21 protein-coding genes and 16 tRNA genes are annotated in these 22533 nt (G+C 32.7%); 3 read left to right on the top strand and 34 right to left on the bottom strand.

Annotated elements, in window-relative coordinates; translation table 11 throughout:
* Positions 1–16: 16 nt before the first annotated feature.
* The 11 genes from CUL_RS0111595 to CUL_RS0111545 all read right to left on the bottom strand — a co-directional run bounded on the left by CUL_RS0111595 (position 17) and on the right by CUL_RS0111545 (position 9924).
* On the bottom strand, positions 17–556 hold the full coding sequence (locus CUL_RS0111595; RefSeq protein WP_025641849.1) for a helix-turn-helix domain-containing protein: 540 nt from the start codon (positions 554–556) through the stop codon (positions 17–19).
* A gap of 331 nt (positions 557–887) precedes the next feature.
* On the bottom strand, positions 888–1694 hold the full coding sequence (locus CUL_RS0111590) for a metal ABC transporter permease (protein WP_236616470.1): 807 nt from the start codon (positions 1692–1694) through the stop codon (positions 888–890).
* A 10-nt stretch (positions 1695–1704) separates the two neighbouring features.
* A complete protein-coding gene (locus CUL_RS0111585; RefSeq protein ID WP_025641845.1) occupies positions 1705–2454 on the bottom strand; it encodes a metal ABC transporter ATP-binding protein in 750 nt (249 codons plus the stop codon).
* A 1-nt stretch (position 2455) separates the two neighbouring features.
* Positions 2456–3346 carry a metal ABC transporter solute-binding protein, Zn/Mn family gene (locus tag CUL_RS0111580; RefSeq protein ID WP_025641843.1) on the bottom strand — a complete coding sequence of 297 codons (891 nt, stop codon included), beginning with the start codon at positions 3344–3346 and terminating at the stop codon, positions 2456–2458.
* A gap of 15 nt (positions 3347–3361) precedes the next feature.
* Positions 3362–4138 (bottom strand): TPM domain-containing protein, encoded by a 777-nt coding sequence (locus CUL_RS0111575; protein WP_025641841.1) that lies wholly within the window; start codon positions 4136–4138, stop codon positions 3362–3364.
* 9 nt (positions 4139–4147) lie between these two features.
* Positions 4148–4708, bottom strand: coding sequence for a LemA family protein (locus CUL_RS0111570; protein ID WP_005582084.1), 561 nt, complete (start codon positions 4706–4708; stop codon positions 4148–4150).
* A gap of 163 nt (positions 4709–4871) precedes the next feature.
* On the bottom strand, positions 4872–6242 hold the full coding sequence (locus tag CUL_RS0111565) for a radical SAM protein (RefSeq protein WP_025641839.1): 1371 nt from the start codon (positions 6240–6242) through the stop codon (positions 4872–4874).
* Between the two features lie 19 nt (positions 6243–6261).
* Positions 6262–6849, bottom strand: coding sequence for a TetR/AcrR family transcriptional regulator (locus tag CUL_RS0111560; protein ID WP_005582085.1), 588 nt, complete (start codon positions 6847–6849; stop codon positions 6262–6264).
* A gap of 121 nt (positions 6850–6970) precedes the next feature.
* Positions 6971–8137, bottom strand: coding sequence for a tRNA uracil 4-sulfurtransferase ThiI (gene thiI / locus CUL_RS0111555; RefSeq protein ID WP_025641837.1), 1167 nt, complete (start codon positions 8135–8137; stop codon positions 6971–6973).
* Positions 8138–8142: 5 nt separating this feature from the next.
* Positions 8143–9300, bottom strand: coding sequence for a cysteine desulfurase family protein (locus CUL_RS0111550; protein ID WP_025641836.1), 1158 nt, complete (start codon positions 9298–9300; stop codon positions 8143–8145).
* Positions 9301–9318: 18 nt separating this feature from the next.
* Positions 9319–9924 (bottom strand): lactate utilization protein, encoded by a 606-nt coding sequence (locus CUL_RS0111545; RefSeq protein ID WP_005582088.1) that lies wholly within the window; start codon positions 9922–9924, stop codon positions 9319–9321.
* 336 nt (positions 9925–10260) lie between these two features.
* Here CUL_RS0111545 and CUL_RS0111540 point away from each other — a divergent pair, with 336 nt between their 5' ends.
* A complete protein-coding gene (locus CUL_RS0111540) occupies positions 10261–11244 on the top strand; it encodes an asparaginase (RefSeq protein WP_005582089.1) in 984 nt (327 codons plus the stop codon).
* A gap of 222 nt (positions 11245–11466) precedes the next feature.
* On the opposite strand, the gene CUL_RS0111530 is transcribed toward CUL_RS0111540, so the two are convergent.
* Positions 11467–12543: a hypothetical protein gene (locus CUL_RS0111530; protein WP_005582092.1), complete on the bottom strand. Its 1077-nt coding sequence runs from the start codon at positions 12541–12543 to the stop codon at positions 11467–11469.
* A gap of 146 nt (positions 12544–12689) precedes the next feature.
* Here CUL_RS0111530 and CUL_RS0111525 point away from each other — a divergent pair, with 146 nt between their 5' ends.
* Positions 12690–13694, top strand: coding sequence for a hypothetical protein (locus CUL_RS0111525; RefSeq protein WP_005582093.1), 1005 nt, complete (start codon positions 12690–12692; stop codon positions 13692–13694).
* Positions 13695–13703: 9 nt separating this feature from the next.
* On the opposite strand, the gene CUL_RS0111520 is transcribed toward CUL_RS0111525, so the two are convergent.
* From CUL_RS0111520 to CUL_RS0111495, 6 genes are all read right to left on the bottom strand, one after another.
* Complete coding sequence (locus tag CUL_RS0111520) at positions 13704–14171, bottom strand: nucleoside recognition domain-containing protein (RefSeq protein WP_025641833.1); 468 nt, start codon at positions 14169–14171, stop codon at positions 13704–13706.
* Positions 14172–14181: 10 nt separating this feature from the next.
* A complete protein-coding gene (locus CUL_RS0111515; protein WP_025641832.1) occupies positions 14182–14598 on the bottom strand; it encodes a nucleoside recognition domain-containing protein in 417 nt (138 codons plus the stop codon).
* Between the two features lie 72 nt (positions 14599–14670).
* Positions 14671–15651 (bottom strand): acyl-CoA dehydratase activase, encoded by a 981-nt coding sequence (locus CUL_RS0111510; RefSeq protein WP_025641830.1) that lies wholly within the window; start codon positions 15649–15651, stop codon positions 14671–14673.
* Positions 15644–16735 carry an acyl-CoA dehydratase activase-related protein gene (locus tag CUL_RS0111505; protein ID WP_025641828.1) on the bottom strand — a complete coding sequence of 364 codons (1092 nt, stop codon included), beginning with the start codon at positions 16733–16735 and terminating at the stop codon, positions 15644–15646. The genes CUL_RS0111510 and CUL_RS0111505 overlap by 8 nt, the downstream gene beginning before the upstream one ends.
* Positions 16707–17708 carry an acyl-CoA dehydratase activase-related protein gene (locus CUL_RS0111500; protein ID WP_025641827.1) on the bottom strand — a complete coding sequence of 334 codons (1002 nt, stop codon included), beginning with the start codon at positions 17706–17708 and terminating at the stop codon, positions 16707–16709. Before CUL_RS0111500 ends, CUL_RS0111505 begins: the two co-directional genes overlap by 29 nt.
* A gap of 78 nt (positions 17709–17786) precedes the next feature.
* Positions 17787–19250: a hypothetical protein gene (locus CUL_RS0111495; protein WP_025641826.1), complete on the bottom strand. Its 1464-nt coding sequence runs from the start codon at positions 19248–19250 to the stop codon at positions 17787–17789.
* A gap of 107 nt (positions 19251–19357) precedes the next feature.
* Here CUL_RS0111495 and CUL_RS0111490 point away from each other — a divergent pair, with 107 nt between their 5' ends.
* A complete protein-coding gene (locus CUL_RS0111490) occupies positions 19358–20341 on the top strand; it encodes a ribonuclease H-like domain-containing protein (RefSeq protein WP_025641824.1) in 984 nt (327 codons plus the stop codon).
* 51 nt (positions 20342–20392) lie between these two features.
* On the opposite strand, the gene CUL_RS0111485 is transcribed toward CUL_RS0111490, so the two are convergent.
* The 16 genes from CUL_RS0111485 to CUL_RS0111410 all read right to left on the bottom strand — a co-directional run bounded on the left by CUL_RS0111485 (position 20393) and on the right by CUL_RS0111410 (position 22509).
* Positions 20393–20469 (bottom strand) — tRNA-Ile (locus CUL_RS0111485).
* A gap of 38 nt (positions 20470–20507) precedes the next feature.
* Positions 20508–20584: transfer RNA gene (locus CUL_RS0111480), tRNA-Ile, on the bottom strand.
* A gap of 91 nt (positions 20585–20675) precedes the next feature.
* Positions 20676–20751 (bottom strand) — tRNA-Val (locus CUL_RS0111475).
* Positions 20752–20826: transfer RNA gene (locus tag CUL_RS0111470), tRNA-Trp, on the bottom strand.
* Positions 20827–20835: 9 nt separating this feature from the next.
* Positions 20836–20911: transfer RNA gene (locus tag CUL_RS0111465), tRNA-Phe, on the bottom strand.
* Positions 20912–21165: 254 nt separating this feature from the next.
* A tRNA-Ile gene (locus CUL_RS0111460) sits at positions 21166–21242 on the bottom strand.
* Between the two features lie 6 nt (positions 21243–21248).
* Positions 21249–21341, bottom strand: a tRNA-Ser gene (locus tag CUL_RS0111455).
* A 12-nt stretch (positions 21342–21353) separates the two neighbouring features.
* Positions 21354–21444: transfer RNA gene (locus CUL_RS0111450), tRNA-Ser, on the bottom strand.
* 49 nt (positions 21445–21493) lie between these two features.
* Positions 21494–21569, bottom strand: a tRNA-Lys gene (locus CUL_RS0111445).
* Positions 21570–21573: 4 nt separating this feature from the next.
* Positions 21574–21650: transfer RNA gene (locus CUL_RS0111440), tRNA-Gln, on the bottom strand.
* Positions 21651–21655: 5 nt separating this feature from the next.
* Positions 21656–21732 (bottom strand) — tRNA-Arg (locus tag CUL_RS0111435).
* A 64-nt stretch (positions 21733–21796) separates the two neighbouring features.
* Positions 21797–21870 (bottom strand) — tRNA-Gly (locus CUL_RS0111430).
* A gap of 129 nt (positions 21871–21999) precedes the next feature.
* A tRNA-Tyr gene (locus tag CUL_RS0111425) sits at positions 22000–22085 on the bottom strand.
* A gap of 44 nt (positions 22086–22129) precedes the next feature.
* Positions 22130–22205 (bottom strand) — tRNA-Thr (locus tag CUL_RS0111420).
* Positions 22206–22330: 125 nt separating this feature from the next.
* Positions 22331–22407 (bottom strand) — tRNA-Asp (locus CUL_RS0111415).
* Between the two features lie 26 nt (positions 22408–22433).
* A tRNA-Val gene (locus CUL_RS0111410) sits at positions 22434–22509 on the bottom strand.
* Between the last annotated feature and the right edge of the window lie 24 nt (positions 22510–22533).

Below are 22533 nucleotides of genomic sequence, written 5' to 3'. Positions count from 1 at the left end.
ACCCCCTTATATAATATTAAAAGCTTGGTGGCGAACTTACCCAGATTATAACAGCTCTAGTTTTACCTGGATTTGATAAATAATGATTAGAGTTAGCTTTATAATAAAAACTTTCTCCCTTCCTTACCTTATACTTTTCACTACCTAAGTGGATAATAGTACTTCCCCTTAATACATAGCCAAATTCTTCTCCTTCGTGGGGAGAATCTTCCTTTGTTCTACCCTCTGGTTCTAATTCAATAAGAATTGGTTCCATGATGTTTTTTTGTGCATTAGGTATTATCCATTTTAAAGTGTACTTATAGTCTTCATTTTCCGTAACAAAAGCATCTTCTTTAGAAAAAACTATTTTCTCATCCTCTATTTCGTTAAAAAAATCTCTTAAATTAGTTCCCAGGCCTTCCAAAATGTCCATTAGAGTAGCAATAGAAGGAGAGGTCAGATCCCTTTCCACTTGGGATATAAAACCTTTGGTCAACTCGCATCTATCTGCTAGCTCCTCTTGAGTTAATGAATTTTGGACTCTCAAACGTCTAATTTTTTCACCTATTTTCACAACGATCCTCCTTAATGTAAACTAGCTATATATTAAACCTTTAGTTTATAATTACTAAACTTCGATTTCAACTATTACATTATAAGCAATATAATAGTAAAAAGTCAATATATTTTATTAAAAATTTTTACTAGTTAACATGAGTTGTATACAAAGCTTTATCTAATCCAGTATTAAATTGGGTTTAATATATAAATTTTTTACTTAATAAGAAAAGCTTCTATAGAAGAATTATTAAAGAAGCTTTTCTTGAAACTCATAACGGAAAGTTCTTTTTAATTATTATTTTATAAGTGAAAACTTTCCTATTCGTTATAAAAAAAACCAGCTATTAAGCTGGCTTTTTACGTTTATTTTTAATATTTTCAAAAACTATAACTATTATTAATAATAATAAAGCTGATAATACAATAGATCCTCCTGGAGCTATATCTAAGTAGAAGGATAGTATAAGACCTATGATTACGGATATAAGTCCAAATATATTGGAATATATTAGCCCAGATTTAAAGCTTGTGGCTATTAATAGACTTGTAGCTACAGGAAGTACCATTAATGAAGATATAAGGAGCACTCCTACAATTCTCATGGAGATTGCAACTGTTAACGCTACTAGTATGGAGAAAAAAAGATTGATAAATCTATTGGGAACTCCTGCTAAATATGCGCTTTCTTCATCAAAAGATATGTAGAACAAGCCTTCGTAAAAAAAGGATATAGTAATCAATACAATTATTCCTAAAATAATAACTAAAAATATATCTTGATTTGTAACAAGAGCTAAGCTACCAAATAGGTAGGACAGTATACCTTGGGTATTGCCTAAGCTAATTAAAACAGAAGCTAGGCCTACTCCTGCAGATAATACTATAGCAAGGGACAATTCAGCATAATTTTCGTATTTTTTTCTCAATCCCTCTATTCCAAGGGCTGCTATTATAGCAAATAAAATTGCTGTATATACAGGATATGAATTAGTTACCATACCAAAAGCAGCTCCAGATAATGCTACATGGGATAGGGTATCTCCTATTATAGATTGTCTTCTAAGAACTAGAAAATAGCCTATTGTAGGAGCAATTAAAGCTATCATAATCCCCATTATAAATGATTTTTGCATAAATCCATAAGAAAGCATATTTTTCCTCCTAATGATCATGGAACAATATATTCATATTATCTCCAAAGATTTCCTTAAATGTATCAGAACAAATACTTTGTTTAGAATTATGGCTAAAGACTTTTCCTTTAGATAGGCAAAATATCCTATTTACCTTTTTAGATATAACCCCTATATCATGGGAAACCATTACTAATGTAATATTATGTTCTCTATTTAACCTATCCATCAAATTATAGAATTTATTCTGAGAATCTAAATCCACTCCTACTAAGGGTTCATCCATAAATAGTATTTTTGGATTATTTACCAAAGCCCTAGCAATAAAAACCCTTTGTTTTTGTCCCCCTGATAAATTGCCAATCTTCATTGTTTTGAATTCTTCCATTTCAACAATTTGTAATGCTTTTTCAATTTTTCTTTTATCTTCTTTCTTTAGCCTATTGAAGAAACCCCTATTTAAATAAAGATTGGCTGCTACAACTTCTTCTACTGTAGCAGGAAACATTTGATTAAAATCCCGAGCATTTTGAGAAATATAACCTATACTCTTATATTCTTTAAATTCATCAATTGGCTTTCCAAGGAGTTTTATTGAGCCCTTATCCGGCTTAAGTAATCCAACCATTAGTTTTAGTAATGTACTCTTTGCAGAACCATTGGGCCCAATAATTCCAACAAAATCTCCTTCTTCAATATGAAAATTTATATTTTCCAATACTTTATTTGAACCGTAGCTAAAACTTACGCCTTCTCCATTTATTATATATTTATCCATCTCATTCCACCAAAGCCTTTTTCAAGTTTATAAGATTTTTTTCCATAATGGATATATAATCCTCTCCATTATTTTGTTCTTCCTCAGTTAAACCTTCTAAAGGGTTTAATAAAAGAGTTTTTAAATTAGTTTCTTCAGCAATTATATCCACCGTCTTTGGATTAGCCAAAGTTTCTAAAAAAATATATTCATAATTTTCTTTTTCTACCATCTCTATAATATTTGCAATAGTCCTAGGGCTAGGTTCTTGTTCTGGACTAATTCCTGCAACTGATACCTGTTGAAAATTATATCTTTCTGCCATATAGGCAAAAGCTGAATGGGATACAAGTATTGTATCCTTCTCCTTATCCTTCAGTCCATCTATGAATTCATTATCTAATGCCTTTAATCTATTAGATAATTCATTAAAATTTCTCTTGTATTCATCCCTATTATCTTTATCTAAAGATATGAGTCTATCCCTAATTTTTTCTCCTACTCTATTCATGTTTTCAGGATTTAGCCATATATGAGGATCAAAAGTACCATTGATTTCAATTAGTTTTACATAATCACTAGCTCTTAATGTTTTATCCTCATCTATTATAGTACCGACTAGCTTTTCTGTCCAATTCTCAAAACCAGCTCCATTATATATGAAAATATCTGCCTCTTCTATAGCTTTTAACTGTTTCATTGAAGGTTCATAATCATGGGAATCTACGCCATTTGGTATTATCATTTTTAAATCTATATTGTCTTCACCTATTTCATCTACTAAAAAATATAATGGATAAAAAGATACATAGACTATTGGCTTCTCGCCAACTATTTCGTTTGGTTTTCCTTTTGGGGAACACCCTGTTATTAATAATATTACTAAAACAAATATTATAATAATTTTTTTCATAGTTTTCATCCTTCCTTACCATTTGCCACCGGCACCTCCACCACCAGATCTACCACCGCCACCAGAAGATCTGCCACCTCTACCCCCAAAGCTAGAACCACCAAATCTACTTCCCCTTAATAGGGAATAAGTTATGAACCCATTAAAAAATTTAAAATCGATAAATAAAAATATTATAATCCCTAATACCAATAAAACTTTTCCAAATTTATCAAAAAGACTTATTCCTCCATAGGAGTTATCAAAATAATAGAGATCTTCATTTATCCTTTCTCGTCCTAATTCAATATTATATTCCTTCTCTACCTCATTGATTATTTCATTAAATCCAGATAATATACCTTCGGAATAATTATCTTCTTTAAAATAAGGTAGTATAAAATTTTTAATGATATTTCCTACCTTGCTATCTGGTAATGCGCCTTCAAGTCCGTAACCTACTTCTATCCAAATTTCTCTTTCTTCTGGCGCTATGAGGATTAATAGACCATTATCATATTCCCTACTACCTATACCCCATTTTTCAAATAAACCAGTAGCATATTCTTTTATATCCCTACTTTCTAAATTCATTATACTAGCAACTACAATCTGAGCCCCGACTTTTTTATATAATTCTTTATTGGTATCTACAATATACTCTTCTAATTGATTATCAATTATTTTCGCCTCATCATATACATAAAAGGAGTGGCTAGGTTCAGGGAGTTTCAATTCAACAGCCCATCCCATATTATTGCTAATTATCAATAATATGAATAGAATAATAAAAAAGGTTAATTTTTTTCTCATATTTACCACCTAGAAATTCACTTCCGGAACTTCTGCATCTTCTGGATTAATCTCAAAATATTGTCTTTTTTCAAATCCAAAAATTTTCGCTATAATATTGGTAGGAAACCTTCTTATACTGGTATTAAAACTTTCAACTGCTTCATTATATCTCATGCGTTCAGTTGCAATTCTATTTTCAGTACCGGCTAATTCATATTGTAATTCAGTGAAGTTTTCATTGGCTTTTAATTCTGGATAATTTTCTACTACCGCATATAGATTAGTCAAAACCCTATTAAACTCGGCATTTGCCTCCGCATATTCATCAGGAGTATTAGCTGCATTAAATTTAGTCCTAGCTTCCGTAATCCCAGTCAATACTTCTTTTTCATGGCTAGCATAACCCTTAACTGTATTGACTAAATTAGGTATTAGATCTGCCCTACGCTTTAGTACATTCTCCACTTGTGCCCAAGCGCTAGTAACCTTTTCATCTCCAATAGCCAATCTGTTATAACTTCCTCCTAGTAAAACTACAATTAATAGAATTATAACAATTGGTATTAAATATTTTTTCTTTTTCTGCATTTTTGCATCCTCCTTATACTTATTTTCCATATACCCTATTATATATTATATTATATATATCCTGTTAAATAATTTTTCTGAAGAATTTACTAATAAAATTCTATAAGCTATAAAGCTGGGATTTTTTCAATCCCAGCTTTATTTCAGGCACATTACATTTAATTTAATTTTTTGCGAGTTTCTTCTCTTTTTTTTCTAGATGTATATTCCAAAGTTTATCTGCTGTTTTAGCCCAATCCTCAGCAGCTTTTTCCGTTTTTGCAGCTAGGTCCTCTACATCTTCCCTATCTATTGGTTGAGTAGAATAAGCCTTTGACTCGTTTACCATACCCTTTATCTTTTCCGGATTATCCAATAGAGGACATGGCCTTAGATGATTGTCATTAAAAGGTTGGTTTTCTCTATATTGCATAAATAGTGGTGATTGCAGTGCTTCAACTAAACTTACATTTTTTATATTTACATTTGAATAATGGATGAATGCACATGGCTCTACATCACCACTAGCATTTATATGGAGATACCTTCTTCCACCAGCGATACATCCATTAACATACTCTCCATCATTCCAGAAATCCAGTATGAATATAGGTTTTTTAGTTCTTAAATCTCTAATCTGATGATACATATACTCCCTTTGTTCAGGCGTAGCCATTAAATCCATAACTGCATCTTTACCTATAGGCATGTAGGTAAAATACCACCCGAACATACACCCCTTATCTATTAAGAAATCTATATATTCCTCCGTAGCTATTGAATCCGTATTATACTTATGATAACAAGTAGAAAAGCCAAATACTACTCCTTCCTTTTTCAATAAATCCATGGCTTCCATCACCTTGTTATAAGTTCCTTCTCCTCTACGCATATCCGTTTCTTCTTCAAAACCTTCTATACTAATGGCCAACCCAAAGTTTCCTAATTCTCCTAAGGTTTTTGCAAATTCCTCATCTACTAAGGTTGCATTTGTAAAGGACAAGAAAGAGCAATCGCTATGTTCTTTAGCCAGTTTTACTAAATCCTTCTTCCTAACTAAAGGCTCTCCACCAGAGAATATATACATGTATATCCCCAGATCTTTTCCTTCCCTTATTACCCTATCTAGTAAGTCGTAGCTTAAAGAATCCGTCTTATCATACTCTGCTGCCCAACATCCCGTACATTTTAAATTGCAGGCGCTGGTAGGATCTATTAATATGGCCCAAGGTACATTGCAATTATATTTCTTCTTCATCTTATCTTGAATTGGGATGCCAATAATTCCAGAGTTAACCATATAATTTATCATAAATTTCTGTCTTGTAGCCGGTGATAGTTCATCAAAATACCTTTCAATCAATTTATACCAATTGCTTTCTGGGTCTTCTACTACATTTCTGAAGGTTTGGAGCATGCCTTTATGGTTTTCTCTTGTAATGAGTTTCTCTGCCCAATCTAATAACTTGGGCATATTTGCCATAGGGTCTTTTTCGATATATTTAAGCCCTTCATTCATAACTTTGGTACTAATAAGTTGCTTTACGCTTGCCATTTTAAATCCCCCTTTAAAGTTAAGCTTTCAGCCCATCAATTAACAGATTAAGTGATTCTACTTTAACTTTTGAATCTAAATAGTTAGAAGTTCTTTGAAGTGTAAAAGTTTCAATAAATGTATAAATAGTTTCTGCTAAACTTTTACTATCAATTGGTTTAATCTCTTTTGCGTTTATCGCTTCTTTTATTAGTTCTTCTAAAATTCTTTTTAATTCTCGAGTATATTCTTTTAATTTTTCTAGAGTTTCATTATTTTCCCTTTTTAAAACCAGCCATACTTCTAATAACAAAATAAAAGTATTATTATGTTTTTGCTCCTCTGTTAGTTTGTGAATTATTTCTTTTAATTTCTCTACAAATGTTAATTGTTCGTCTAGTACAATTACATTTACTTGGCTTTTAATCTCCTCCAAAGTAGAACCCATAGTGTGATAGAATATTTCGTCTTTGTTGGCAAAATATTGATAAAGGGTAGTCCTTCCTATACCACATTTTTTTGAAATATGAGAAAGATTAGTATTATGATATCCTCGCTTAGCAAATACAATCCTTGCCTTCTCTATTATTTCCTGTTTTTTCGATTCATAATCGACTATTTTCGGCAAACTTCATCTACCCCCTTCTCACTTTGTGAAATAATAGGCTTAATAATATTTTATCATATTCGACACTAGTGTCAATATAAAATGGCAAATTTTTCTTTATTATAATGAAGGTATTGACAATCTATCTTATGTTATAAACCTCTACATTTGCTATTGCTTTTTCAATTAGCTTTTCAACATCTATTGCTTCTTCAGACTTCTCAATATCAGCTAACTTTGGCTTAATCACTGGATGTTTTGGTAAAAATAAAGTGCAACAATCATCATAGGGCAGAATAGAAGTTTCGTAGGTTTCAATCTCCTTTGCTACTTCTATTATCTCTACCTTATCCAAACCTATTAATGGTCTCAGTATAGGTATGTCTACTGCAGCGTTTGTTACAGATAGTCCTTGTATAGTCTGGCTTGCTACCTGTCCTAAGCTCTCTCCCGTTATAAGTGCATCTATATCATTGTCTAAAGCTATTTTTTCTGCAATTCTCATCATAAATCTACGGGATAATATGGTCATCTCATCTTCTGGGCATTTAGCATTTAGTTCCTTTTGAATTTCCAATATGTTTATACCATATAATTTAATCTTTCCCGTATATATGCTTAATATTTCAGCTAACTTTTTCACCTTATCTTCTGCCCTTTGACTAGTAAAAGGATAACTATGAAAATGGATTCCGCTTATTTCCACTCCCCTTTTAGCCATTAAAAATCCAGCTACTGGACTATCAATGCCTCCTGATAACAATAATAATCCTTTTCCATTAGTGCCTACAGGTAACCCCCCATATCCTTCTATTCTTTCAGTATAAATATATGCATTTTCTTTAATATCTATGAATACATACGTTTCCGGGTTGTGTATATCAACCTTTAAACCTTCTACATTCCTTAGTATTACCCCTCCCATTTTTTTTGAAACCTCTGGTGATTTTATCGGGAAATTCTTATCCACTCTATTAGTTTTTACTTTAAAGGTTTTTACAGGATTTTTAGATTGTCTTTCTTCCATTACCTTAATGATAGCTTTTTCAATTTCCTCTAAGTTTTTTTCTACTCTTATACAAGGGCTAATATATACAAGCCCAAATACTTTCCTCAATTTATCTATCATAGGTTCAAAATTATCTTCTGCCCCTTCGATATACATTTTCCCTTGCTCTTTGTAGATTTTAGTGTAATCTAAGCCTTTAATAGCCTTTTTCATCCTTGATATTAATTTATCTTCAAAATACTTTCTGTTTTTTCCTTTTAAGGCTATCTCACCAATGCTTATACTTAAAACTTTATCCATTTTAATCACCTCATAGTTATTTGTCTAATTTCTTCAACTGATTTTTTAAGTATTTCTATGGTATAATCTATATCCTCTTTAGTGTTTTCATAGGAAAAACAAAATCTAATAGCACCTTCTATCATCCTATTAGAGAGACCTAAAGCTAAAAGCACATGGCTCTTTTCCGTTCCCCTTGAAGAACAAGCTGAACTAGTAGATACATATATACCCTTATCCTCTAAATAATGAAGTAGTACCTCTCCCCTTACATATTCGAAGGAAACATTCAATATATAAGGGGAAGATTTATGATTCATTGGACTATTAATGTGAATATGGTCTATTTCCTCCCCTAGTCTCTTAATAAAGTAGGATTTAATTCCATTGACCTGGTTTTGTTCCTTTTCAAAATTTTTTTCCATGATTTCTACAGCTTTTCCTAGCCCCATTATTCCTGGAACATTTTCTGTACCTGAACGGAAACCCCTTTCTTGATTACCACCAAATATTATAGGGTTCAATTTTATTTCTTTGTTTATATAAAGCCCTCCTATTCCCTTAGGCCCATGGATTTTATGCCCACTAAAGGAATAGGTATCTACACCCCAGCCTTTCGGGTCAATATGGACTTTACCAAAGCCTTGAACTCCATCTACATGGATTAAAGCCCTTGAATTTTTTCCCTTTAGAACTTTTTTAATCTCCCATATGGGTTGAATGGCTCCAATTTCATTATTTACATGCATTATAGCAATGAGGATAGTATCTTCCCTTATACTTCTTTTTAATTGGTCTAATGATATTAAGCCTTTATCATTTACCTTTAAATAAGTTATATCGTAACCTTTTTCTTCATAATCTTTTAATACATTTAATACTGATGGATGTTCAATTTTTGTAGTTATAATATGCTTTCCTATCCTATTATGTTTATTTATTATACTTTGAATGGCCATATTATTGCTTTCTGTACCACCAGAAGTGAAATAAATTTCATCTTTATTGACTTCTAAAAAACTGGCTATATTATTCCTTATTTCCTCAATTTTTTTTTCAACATTAAATCCCATCTTATGAAGGGAAGAAGGATTGCCGTATTCTTCCCTCAAGGCATATATTATCTCTTCTATAACTTCTTCTCTTGGCTTAGTGGTAGAACAATTGTCCAAATATATATTCAAAATATCACCTCATCTCGTTTAGTAGCCTAAATCCTCATCTATTAAGTAGATATTAATATTAGCTCCTGTTGGATTTCTATGTATAATAACTTCTACATTACATATTCTATCTGGCGAATCACAATCATTACATTTTCCTGTAAATTTACAAGGTGTATTTATATTTAATCTTTTAGCATTTTTTGGGGCTGCTATATTTTTAATCCTTTCCCTTGCATCATCATAGTCCTTAGATATTTTGTTCTTTCCTACAATTATATATACCCTTTCATGACCATAAAACATGGATGAAACTCTATTGGCAACTCCATCCATATTAACTAATTTACCATCTAGTGTAAGAGCGTTAGTACTAGTTATATATACCTTGGATTTATAAGCTTCTGCTAATTCTTTTTTTCTATCTTCTCCTTTCCAATGCCAATAGATTTCATTACCTCTATTTTTAAAATCATCATAAATTTCCAACTGAGATAATGTCATAGAACCTCCAAAAGCAACGGATTCATCAGTTGTGATAGATTCCAATAGTGATTTTTTTGCTTCCTCACTATTATTAAAGATCTTTACTTGGAATCCATTTCTCTTTAAACTTTCTTCTGCCAATATAATTTTATCATCCATTATAACCCCTCCAATTTTATCTTTATTTTAATAATAATTATATAGCATTTATATACTATAATAAAGGTTAAGTTCTTAAGATATATAGTTGCAAATAAAATTTTATAATTTTTTTTCAAAAAAGTGTTGCAAATTTTGTCGTAATTTGCTATAATTTAAAAGTGGTTATCCCCCTGGTAACCTCAAATAAGATCTCTATTCCCAATACCCCTTTTGAACGGTTTATTTACATCCGTTATGGATGAAAAGCCCCCAAAGGGGGCTTTTTCTTTTTTGGTGTTTCTCTTCCTCAATTTATGATAAAATATAATCATCATAGATTAGGGAGGAATTTATATGTCCTGTCATAATAAAGTTGCTATTATATTTACTGGCGGTACTATTTCAATGAAAATAGATCCTAGAATTCATGCTGCCATACCAGCTCTCTCATCAGAAGAAATAATGGCTATGGTTACAAATATAGAGAAATTTGCAGAAATTGAAATAATCAATTTTGCAAATCTGCCTAGTCCCCACATTGCCCCAGAGATGATGATAGATTTAGCCATATTGGTTAAAGAAACTGTAAAGAGGGAAGATATTACTGGAGTTGTAGTTACCCATGGAACCGATACTTTAGAAGAAACAGCCTATCTTCTAGACTTAACGGTAGATTCAGAAAAGCCTATTGCCGTTGTGGGAGCCATGAGAAACAGCTCAGAGCTAGGTTATGATGGTTCTAGTAATTTATCAGCTGCCATCTGTACTGTTATCTCTAAAAATGCTAGAAATAAAGGGGTTCTAGTTGTAATGAATAACGAAGTAAATGCAGCCAGTGAGGTAACTAAGACCAATACCTTATCCTTAGATACTTTTAAATCGCCAGAATTTGGCCCATTGGGTATCGTAGACAATGATGAAGTTATATTTTATAGAGAAATTATATCCAAAAAGCATATTGAAACGGAAAAAATAGAGACTAAAGTAGCTTTGATAAAATGTGGTCCTGGAATGGATTCAGATATATTTGATTTCTATATTGACAAAAATTATAAAGGTATTGTAATTGAATCCTTAGGAAGAGGAAACATTCCACCAACTATGGTTCCTGGTGTAAAAAAATCTATAAATAAAGGTATACCAGTAGTTATGGTCTCTAGATGTCCTACTGGCAGGGTACTAGATACATATGGCTATGAAGGTGGAGGCAAACATTTGAGAGATTTAGGTGTTATCTTTGGCAAAAACCTACCGGGACAAAAGGCTAGAATTAAATTAATGTTAATATTAAGTGTGACTAATGATTTAAACAGAATTAAAGATCTTTTCGAAAATTAGTAATCCCGATAGATGTTGCTAGCAACATCTATCGGGATTTGCTCCTTCCATAATACCCCCTAGTTCTTCGGTCCAAAAAGTTTTCAATATCTTCAACTTTTTTAATCAGTAATTCTAAATCCCTATTAATTTCTAGCTTCTCCATATTGGTTACTCTTTTTTCCAACTGGCCTATTAAGATATGTATTTTCTCCAGCTCTACCCTTATTTCCTCATCTGTTTCTAAAGTTTTGGAATTCCTTTGGCAAACATTTGAAATGGATTTTTTTTTAATGGTATTTCTACTGTATTGAATATAGGTCCAAAACCTATAAATCCAATTTCTGGATTAATTTTCCCAAACGAATAATTTAAAACAATGTCTTTACTTTCAAGTTTATTATATTTATATTTTACAATATGATTTTCTTTCGATTCCCTCCACAAATAAATAGGGCTCCAAGTATTGCCATAATCTTGACTATATCTACTAAGTATATTTTCATGCTCAATCCATACAACCCATAATCTTCCTTCATAATATATTAATGTAGGTTCTTGCCCATTTTCTGGATTAGATATTATCTCTTCTACTTCTTTATTCAAGGAACCATTAGTATAATTAACCCTTTCATACTTTACTACCAAATTACCCTCCATATACTGGCAATAGGTCAAATGTATTTTGGTTTCCTTAACAAGAATATCTAGATATAGTTTATTCGCTTCTACATGGGTTAGTTTAATTTTATCTCCCCATTCTTTCCTATCTAGGTTGAATTTCTTTATATAGATTTGTTCATCCCTTGTTTTATTATAATAGCTCAAGATTATTTCCCTTTCAGTTTTAAATACCTTTAAAGGGTTCAATAACTCTCTAACTATTGTATCATCTACAATATTGGTTATCCATTCTTCCCCGGTAAAATAATGATGGTAAATTCTATATCTTTTTTCCATTCCTGATATTAATACAAAATAGACAATATGGGGAATATCATTATCCATAATCAAATTTAGATAATAAACTTCTAATATTGATTCCTCTGTTAATTTAAATCTTTCTATTCTTCCGTCCTTTTTTATAAGGGTCAATATAAGATGGAGTGCCTTATCTTGATGGATAATATATATAGTATCTTGATTATCAATAGATCCATCAAATTCTAATAAAATTTCCTCTGCTATAATGTCTTCATAATGTTTTTGCGTTTCATAATTAAAATGGTATCTAATTATTTTCCCTTCTAAGGATCTAAATAGATCAATATTTTCATGGGAGTCCGATATTAATAGTAATTTGTCGTTAAAATATGCCATATAACCACCGCCTAGATATAGTTCTTCTAAAATAATATTAATGGATATAATTAAATATTCCTGTTTTAATATGTAACAAGAATAATGATAGAAGAATATAATATGAGTGAGACAAGGGACTCAAGACTATTGAAAGGGGGAAAATTATGAGTTCGAATTTTAAGCCTGAAACAATAAGTTTAGGTATAACCGATAGATGTTGTAAGGGAAATACAGGATGTGAATTTGATGGTACTTTAAGGAACGTAAGATCTGAACCAATATTTGTACAAAAAGTGTTCGATGCTACTTTAGTTAACTTACAAGCTTTAAGCACCGTAAATAATGTAAGATTTACACCAAACTTAGGTAGAAATGCAAGGATAATAAGGGTTTTAGATATTAGATGTAGAAGGTTCTTCAATCCTGAAAACATCAACGACCCACGTAATTTAGTTGTAGATCCTGATACTGTTCTTTCTGGTGGACAATTCGTAAAAGATGGAAAAGGTCATCCAGTAGAAGTAGTAGGTCCAGATGGATTTATGTCTGAAAAAATTATCTTTGCAGATACCAGTGAATGCGATGAAGAAGGTAAAGGTACTCCAGTTTTTGGTACCCAAAGAGTAAAAGTAAGGGGCAATGTTATAGTTGAAATTGATGTGGTAGTCCAAACTCCAAGTAGTAGAAGAAGGACTGTTACCCTAACTGCTAATGTTCCTATTACACCAGTAGAATTAACTAATTTCTTTGAGCTATGCATACCTTCGGTATTCAACTCAGCATTCTTCCCAAGGTTTGCTGAATTCTGCAGCGTACTTTGCGAAACAAGATTGGCCACAAATAGCATTACAAGGGATATAGATATAAATCCAGAAACAGGAGAAGTCAGAATTGACCTAATAATTGCAATATGTATATCCTGTGAAAAGAAAATTATAGTACCAGTTCAACTTTGCGTTCTATCTACAGGTTTTCCAGAACTATCACCAGAAGTATCTCCAATTTGTACTACGTTCCCAACCTTATTCCCAAGGCAAATAGATGAAAATAATGATAATAACGACCCGCCATGCCCTAGACCTAGGCCTCGTCTATCATTAGAAGCTGAAGAGTTTGTGGAAGAAGATGGAGATATTTACAAGTACGACGACTATGACGAAAACAAATAGAACAGATGCTTAAGCATCTGTTCTTTCTTTATTATCTAAAATTTTTTCTATAACCTTAGAAGCAAAATAAGCGGTAATAGTTGCCACCGTCAATCGAGTAATAAATAGAAGCCATAGATTAGCTCCTACAGTAGCAAAGATTAAAGTATCTTCAAAAATTGCATGGCAAGCAACTAAAAAAATAATTAACACATATAAATCCTTCTTATTTAAATCCTTCTCTTCTGCACTTTCAATTATTATACCAGCCCCATAGGCTAATCCAAAGATTAACCCTATTAACAATGGAAAAACTGAATCATTAGATATATTAAAAAAATTCGAAATAGGTTTTAATCTTTTGGATATTATCTCCAATATATTTAAATCTTTAAGTATTTCCATAATTATCATTAGGGGAATGATTATTATTGCCATGTTTAAAATAGAATTTAAGCTTCCCGTAAAACTATCCTTTAAATATGCTATAAAATCCATTTTTTACCTCCTACAATACTAGATTAAAAATAATTCCAGATAATAAAGCTAATATTATTCTTGTAAGTACAGCTACACTAGTACTTACTCCAACTCTTTTGGCTACAGCTGTTTCTAAAAATAGACCATGAGAAAAAGATAACATTATAGCTAAAATGGTGGCTTGCTTAGGAGTTAGCGATAAACTTGCCATAGCCCCTAATCCAGCAAATAAGTTAATAAAATTCCCTAAAACTAAAGGCAAGGAAGCTTCTCCAGGAAGACCAACTACCTTCATTACTGGCTCAAAAAAAACTGAAATTTTATTTAGAATTGGCGTATAGCTTAAAAAGGTAACAAAAAAATATACTGGTACAACAATTTTGGTCAATTTCCATACAGTCATAATCCCCTTCTTTAACCCATTAATAGCACTTTCCTTATACATAATGTCTCCCCTTATATAGATATTCTAAGGATATTATAGCATAGAAAAGACCTTAAGTATATAAACTTAAGGCTATGCTAATTTAAAATCTCTATTGTTTATAGCGTTAGACCATTTTCCGCATTTATCCCCATATCTGGCCAATACCTTTCCTTCTTCTTTTATTTCTATTACCTCACATACATTAGAACAACCATCACATTCAAAACCTTTTACTTGGTAATCCATTTTATAAAGAGAAGTTCCCTTAAAGTTAGTCTTACCCTTTATTTTAACTTCTTCCTTAGCAAGTATAGCTACACCAATCGCTCCCATTACATCATAATTATCGGGTACATATATTTCCTTTCCTAATGCTTCTTTAAAGGCTTTTTTAATACCAATATTAGCTGCAACGCCGCCTTGAAACAATATAGGAGATAATACCTCTTTCCCTTTTCCTACATTGTTTAAATAATTTCTGACTAAAGCATCACATAGTCCCCTTGCTATATCCGATTGATTATGGCCAAGCTGTTGCTTATGAATCATATCTGATTCTGCAAATACAGCACATCTTCCTGCAATCCTTACGGAATTTTTGGACTGTAAGGCTAAATTGCCAAAATCACTAATATCTACTCCTAGCCTTATAGCCTGCCTATCCAAAAATGATCCTGTTCCTGCTGCACATACGGTATTCATAGCAAAGTCTACAACAATTCTATCCCTAATGAGGATTATTTTAGAGTCCTGGCCTCCAATTTCTATTATAGTTTTTACCTCAGGTATAGAGTTTAGTCCTGCTACTGCATGAGCTGTGATTTCGTTTTTAACTATATCTGCACCAACTATTATATTAGCTAAATACCTTCCACTGCCAGTTACACCTACTCCAAGTATATCTACACTGCCAAATTCCTTTTCTATCTCTTCAATACCTTCTTTTAATATTTCTATAGGTTTTCCTTGAGTCCTCAAATATCTTTTATAATGTACATCATTGTTTTCATCCATTAATACTATATTGGTACTTACGCTACCTACATCTATACCCATATAATATTTACCCATATTGTACCTCCTCCTTTCTTCTTTTAAGTAAATCAACAAAAGCCTCTAGCCTCGTTAAATAACCAGCTTCTCCTGTCATTTCATCTAATATTAAAGTCATTATGGGAAAATCCAAATCCTTACTTACCGTGTTTAATATGCTCTTGGCTACGATTTCTGGCATACAGTTTAATGGTAAAAGCTGAATTACTCCATCGAAACCCATATTTCTATAATAGATGGCAGAACCTACTGTTTCCCTTCCGTGGCCACCTACTAATGTTTTTAAATAGGGTTTAGCCAACTGATGCTTTTTTCTTTCACCCTTAGATCCAAAAGGGAAGTTTTTTACATGATGATCTACCCAAATAGTTGGAGTCAATGATTTCTCAACAAGGACTCCCATATGGCCAAGTTTTCTTTCCACTTCTAAATTTACAAAAGGCTCTATAATCGTATATATTTCACCGATTAATCCTATTCTAATAGGCTTATGGTCCTTTTTAATCTTTACTCTATTTAAAGCTTCTATAGTTTCATCCATTAATTCCATCATATCCTTCTCACCAAAGGTTTCTTCAACCTTTCTATAATAGTTATCAATAATTAAATCCACTAAATAGCTATCCATTGCATAGGCTCTTTTTTGATTGGACAAATGGATTATATAATCGGCTTTTTTTATAAGTTGCCATCCTAACCGACCTGCAGCTATTACGTCTTTTATATTATTTGCTTTAAATATCCTATAGATATTCTCCTTTAAAGGTTTCCAACCTTCTCCAATTGGATCCAATACTATAAAATCTATATTATGTCCTAAATCCCTTAATATGTTTTCCTCCAAAATAGAATAATATCCAAACCTACAGGGGCCACAACTACCAGTTAAAAGTACGGTATCTGCGCCTTTTTCTATACTCTCCACAAAATTTCCTATCATAATTTTTAAAGGTAAACATATAGTCTCCTGAGAATACTTAGTACCAATTTCTAAAGTTTTTCTACTACATCTAGGTGGTGGAATTACCTCTTGGCCTAATTCTTCAAAAAAGGCTTTTCCTGCAATATAAACATTACCCATATGTGGAAAAGTTATCTTCATTATTATCCCTCCACTCTAGCATATCTAAAAAGGCTTCAATCCTTGTATTTATTCCTGCCTCTCCCGTTTGTTCATCTATTGTTAGCAAAGTAAAAGGTATCTTGTTTTCCTTTGCCTTTCTTTCTACTAAATCCATTAATACGGAGTCAAGACCACAACCAAAAGCTGATACATAAATAATACCATCAATAGACCTTCTTTCAATTAAGGCATATGCAGCACCTACTATCCTTTGGCCATGGGTCCAAAACATTCTCTTTGGTAGCTTTGAAGCATAATATCTTATGGATTCTTCATCTACCATTTCTGCAGTAATAACCTTTGTTTTTCTTTTCTTTAATTTACTAACTATATTCATATTTATATAATCATCATAAATATTGTAGGAATGGCCTAAAAACAATATTTTCCTTTTGAAAGTTTCATTACCTTCTTTTATATTGAAGGACAAATCATCATATAATCCAACAGCGTTTATTGGCACAACCCCACGAGACATGAGGTCTACGTCTTTAAAAAATTGGTTATAAGCCTCATTGAATGCCCTATATATCTTTTTAGAACTTTTGGTAAAATATTTTCCTGTATTTAAAACCGCTTTTTTTAATGTTTTATCAGATTTTCTTAAATTGATTTCTGGATCAATTATCTCTGGTAATCCTTCTATACTATGTCTCACCATATCTGGCAATCCTAAATGTTTTGGACAACAATATTCCTTCGGATAAATACTAATAAACTTTGGTATAAAAATATAATTAACCTTATCCTTTAAATAATCCACATGGCCATGGAACACTTTCACTGGTAGACATGCTTCATCTACGCAGGTATGAACCCCTTTATTCAATATATCTTTATTAGTTTTTGGAGAAGGAACTACTTCTACATCCAAATTATTAAAAAATTCTTTCCATAATAGGTAATAATCATAGTAAAACATACCTCTTGGAATTCCAACTTTATTTTTCATACTATCCCTCCAATCCACATTAATCTATTATTGCCAAAAGGAGATAAAAATATAATAGACATAAAAAAAGAAAGGCTGTTATTGCCTTTCAATATATTCATCTAATAGATAATGTATTGTATCCATGGTAAAAAGTACTTCTTCAGTGCTTGTAGCCCTTCCATCTAAGGAATATTCTATATAGGAAAAAAATTCATCCATATTTTCAAAAGGTAGATGTAGAAAAGATAAAAACCTCCTCATCCTAATCTTTCCTTCTAAATTTGTCATTGTAGATATGCTTCTACTCATATACTGTATTAAATTATCTACTAATTGTATTAAATATCCTTTTTCCACTATTTCATATTTGTCAGGAAATAGCAGATCTAGTCTAGTAAACTTTAAGTCATTATAGTAAGTTAAAATTTTTGACGTAAATAATATCTTCTCATTAAAACTTTCATCATCGAATCCTCTTCTCCTAACTACCTCTTGATTAAGTTTTTCTAAATCCATTGCTCCCTTTATCAATTCCCTTTCTAATTCTTCCAATTCTTTTTCACATGTTTTTACCAGGGAATCCAACAGATTGCTTTCTCGTTCTTGATAATATTCTTCCCATCTTTTAAAAATGTCCTCCATATTAAGGCTAGAATGAACTTCATGCTTTGTAAGATATATAACCATTAGTCTATTCAGTACTACTCCTAAATTATTAATAAATGTACCCCATTTATTGATTTCTCCAGTTATCTGAATAATATCTCTAGAAATACCCTCTAATTCATCCGTAGTTTTAGATGCTATATTCATATTTCTAAATCTTTGGATATGGGTAAAATAATTATCGAACAAAATACCATAATCCCCCATTAAACTGCCATCGAATAAAATCTTATATTCTTCTATTTGTGCTCTTACCACATTTAATGGATAGTTATTGAAATTTCTAATCAAATTTGTTTTGACTACATGGAAATATTTGAATTTACTCATTCTAAAAGGTATTATGCTTAATATATTAGAAACTATAGCAATAAAAACATTATACTCCGTCACATTGTCTAGCGTTTTCCTTATTTTATTTACTAGAAAATTGATTTCCATTACATCTATATTCAAATCCTTATATTCTAATTTAGACATTCTTTTCATCATATGGTGATCTATTAACTCTTTTATATAGGAAATTTCAATTTCATAGGCATGCAAGGTCATTGCTAAATCATGCAATTTCCCCCTGATATCCAATAATTTACTTATCTCCTGATCAATTTCCTTTTCCACCATATCCTCATGGAACTTTTTAAAAGAATTTACTATCAGATGATAAATTTCAACCAAAGTCTTTTTTTCTTCCATAAGATGCATTTCTTCTAAAATATTTTTATCTTCAACTAATTCAACAAGTTTGCCAATTCCTCCTATAAGATAATAGTAAGACATATCTTTTATGCTTGACAACTGCCTATTATTTAATTCTATTATTTTATATTTTAATTCTTCAGCAGTTAATTTTGATGTATTTAAACCATCCTCAGATTCTTGCCATTGATCCATGCTTATACTCCTTTCAATAGATTCTTCAACATTATTATGATAAAATCGATATATAGTTCTAAATACAGGACTATTATATCACATTATAGGAAAAGGGAGTATTATATATGGATATATATGAACATATATTAGAATCTAAGAATCATGTTTTTGATTATTTTGAAGGAAAAAAATTATGTTTCTTAGATATAGAAACAACGGGTTTAAATAGGAAGAATAATTATATTTATCTGATTGGACTTATTTATTTTGACGGAGAAAAAGATAATTGGTGCTTAAAACAATTCTTTGCCAATCATATTAGTTATGAGAAGATTTTATTGGAAAGATTTAATTCTTTTTTAAATGGATTTAATCTAATAATTACCTATAATGGTCAAAGTTTTGATCTTCCTTTTATTAAATATAGATTAAGCAAATATGATATATATAATAATATTATGGATATAGAGAGTTTTGATATCTACAGAAAGATTAAAACTGAAGGTCCTTATTTGGATTTAGATAATTTAAAACTAAAAACCATTGAAGAAAGTTTGGGAATCTATAGGAAGGATGAATATTCTGGAAAGGATTGCATTAATTTTTATTACCAATATATAAATGGAGGAAGTGATATCTTAAAAAAGAGGATATTAAAACATAATTATGATGATCTTTATTATTTGGTAGATATTCTTAAAATATTTAAAATAATAGAGAGTATTAAAACTATAGATATAGATTATAATGGCTATAAGATGGAAATTATAATAAATGATATAGTAATAAAAGGGGATATTTTAAAAATTCTGTGTAATATATCCACAAAAAATGAGGAACTAAATATTATTTACTATCAAGAAGGATTCAATATTAACTGGGAATCTCAGTCTATTGACATTGAATTGGAGGTAAAAGAAGGCCTGATAACCCCTACTAAAAAAGCCCTGTTTATAAATAAAACTAACTATCCTTCTTCAATCCAGTTGAAAGATTTGTCCCAATATATGGTACCAGATAATATAATTCTTTTAAAGGTGGAAGAAAAATATATTATGGAAAACATTTCTAATATTATAAAGGAACTAATTTATTATGTATTAGCATAGAAAAAAACAACAGACCTTAGCTTCAAAGTCTGTTGTTTTTATTTGGTTTATTGGTGGGCCTTCAGGGACTCGAACCCCGGACCTACCGGTTATGAGCCGGGCGCTCTAACCGACTGAGCTAAAGGCCCAATCTACAATTGACCTTTGTCAATTGTACATTGGTTATTGGTGGGCCTGGGTGGACTCGAACCACCGACCTCACGCTTATCAGGCGTGCGCTCTAACCACCTGAGCTACAAGCCCCAATTTCATTCAATTCACAATTATTAGGATCTAGCTTTCGGGTTTTATTCTGGCGACCACAAGTCACAACTTCAATTGTCCATCGCATAAATGGTGGGCACAACAGGGCTTGAACCTGTGACCCCCTGCTTGTAAGGCAGGTGCTCTCCCAACTGAGCTATGCGCCCTGGCAGGGGTGGCAGGACTCGAACCCACGACATTCGGTTTTGGAGACCGACGTTCTACCGCTGAACTACACCCCTTAATTACTTTGGTGCCCAGAGGCGGAATCGAACCACCGACACGAGGATTTTCAGTCCTCTGCTCTACCGACTGAGCTATCTGGGCAAAATTCCCTGATACCTTGGCAGTATCAAGGTTTAGCTCTTCGTCACAATCTAGCAACGCGGACTAAGCGACTCACACGAAATCAAAAACCATGATTTCGGTTCCCTGCTTATACCGACTGAGCTATCTGGGCATACGCAGTTTCAAAACTCAAATTTGTCAACCCTCTTTGGTCGCCCAAACTTGGTTCTGATTGCGTTTTACCTGCCATCAATTTGCTTTAAAAACATAACGCAAATTGGGTTAGGTCATAATGGTGGGCCTTCAGGGACTCGAACCCCGGACCTACCGGTTATGAGCCGGGCGCTCTAACCGACTGAGCTAAAGGCCCTTGTAATGGCGGAGAAGGAGGGATTTGAACCCTCGCGCCCCATTGAAGGGACCTACTCCCTTAGCAGGGGAGCCTCTTCAGCCTCTTGAGTACTTCTCCACATCAAAGAAATGGCGGAGAGGGTGGGATTCGAACCCACGTGGGCCGTAAGACCCTAACGGTTTTCAAGACCGCCCCGTTATGACCGCTTCGGTACCTCTCCAAAGTTAGCCCATCCTATATTTTCAATTATTTATATTACTAAATAATAATGGTGACCCATCGGCGACTCGAACGCCGGACACCCTGATTAAAAGTCAGGTGCTCTACCGCCTGAGCTAATGGGTCATAGTGGCTGGGGCGACAGGACTCGAACCTGTGGAATGCTAGAGTCAAAGTCTAGTGCCTTACCGACTTGGCTACGCCCCAATATATGGTGCACCTAGGAGGATTCGAACCCCCGGCACACGGATTAGAAGTCCGTTGCTCTATCCTACTGAGCTATAGGTGCTAATTTCAATTCCCCTTTAGGGCACCTTATTTATAACTGAATTATTTTACTAGATTTTTTCTGTTGGAGCGGGTGAAGGGAATCGAACCCTCGCAACCAGCTTGGAAGGCTGGGGCTCTACCACTGAGCTACACCCGCATAGTAAAAGTTTTTTATCCATACAATGGTTTACAGTACATTATTATAAACTCTTTTTCTAATAAAGTCAATAGGGGATTAGCTTTTAATATTATCCTTCTCAGGTAATACTATCAAATATTTTAATTATGGTGGAGGAGACTGGATTCGAACCAGTGAAGGCTGAGCCAACGGATTTACAGTCCGTCCCCTTTAGCCAACTCGGGAACTCCTCCTAGTTTGTGTCCATTGGACACTTTTGTTATACAATATAATAATGTGGAGCTGGTGAGAGGACTTGAACCCCCAACCTACTGATTACAAGTCAGTTGCTCTGCCAATTGAGCTACACCAGCATAAGTATTAAATTACCGCCTTTAAGTTACATACTGCTAATATTAACGGCTCCGACTAAGTGATTCACAACAAATCAAAAACATGATTTGGGTTCTCTACTTATGCCAATTGAGCTACACCAGCATGGCGACCCGGAAGGGACTCGAACCCTCGACCTCCAGCGTGACAGGCTGGCATTCTAACCATCTGAACTACCGGGCCATTTTTTCAATTGACAATTATATAAATGGTGGGCACAACAGGGCTTGAACCTGTGACCCCCTGCTTGTAAGGCAGGTGCTCTCCCAACTGAGCTATGCGCCCTCGCAAAGTTCACTTATCACTTCG

Source organism: [Clostridium] ultunense DSM 10521 (assembly GCF_000511955.1).
Lineage (GTDB): Bacteria > Bacillota > Clostridia > Tissierellales > Tepidimicrobiaceae > Schnuerera > Schnuerera ultunensis.
The sequence above is the reverse complement of the archived record's forward strand: the minus strand, read 5'-3'. Positions and strand labels throughout refer to the sequence as shown.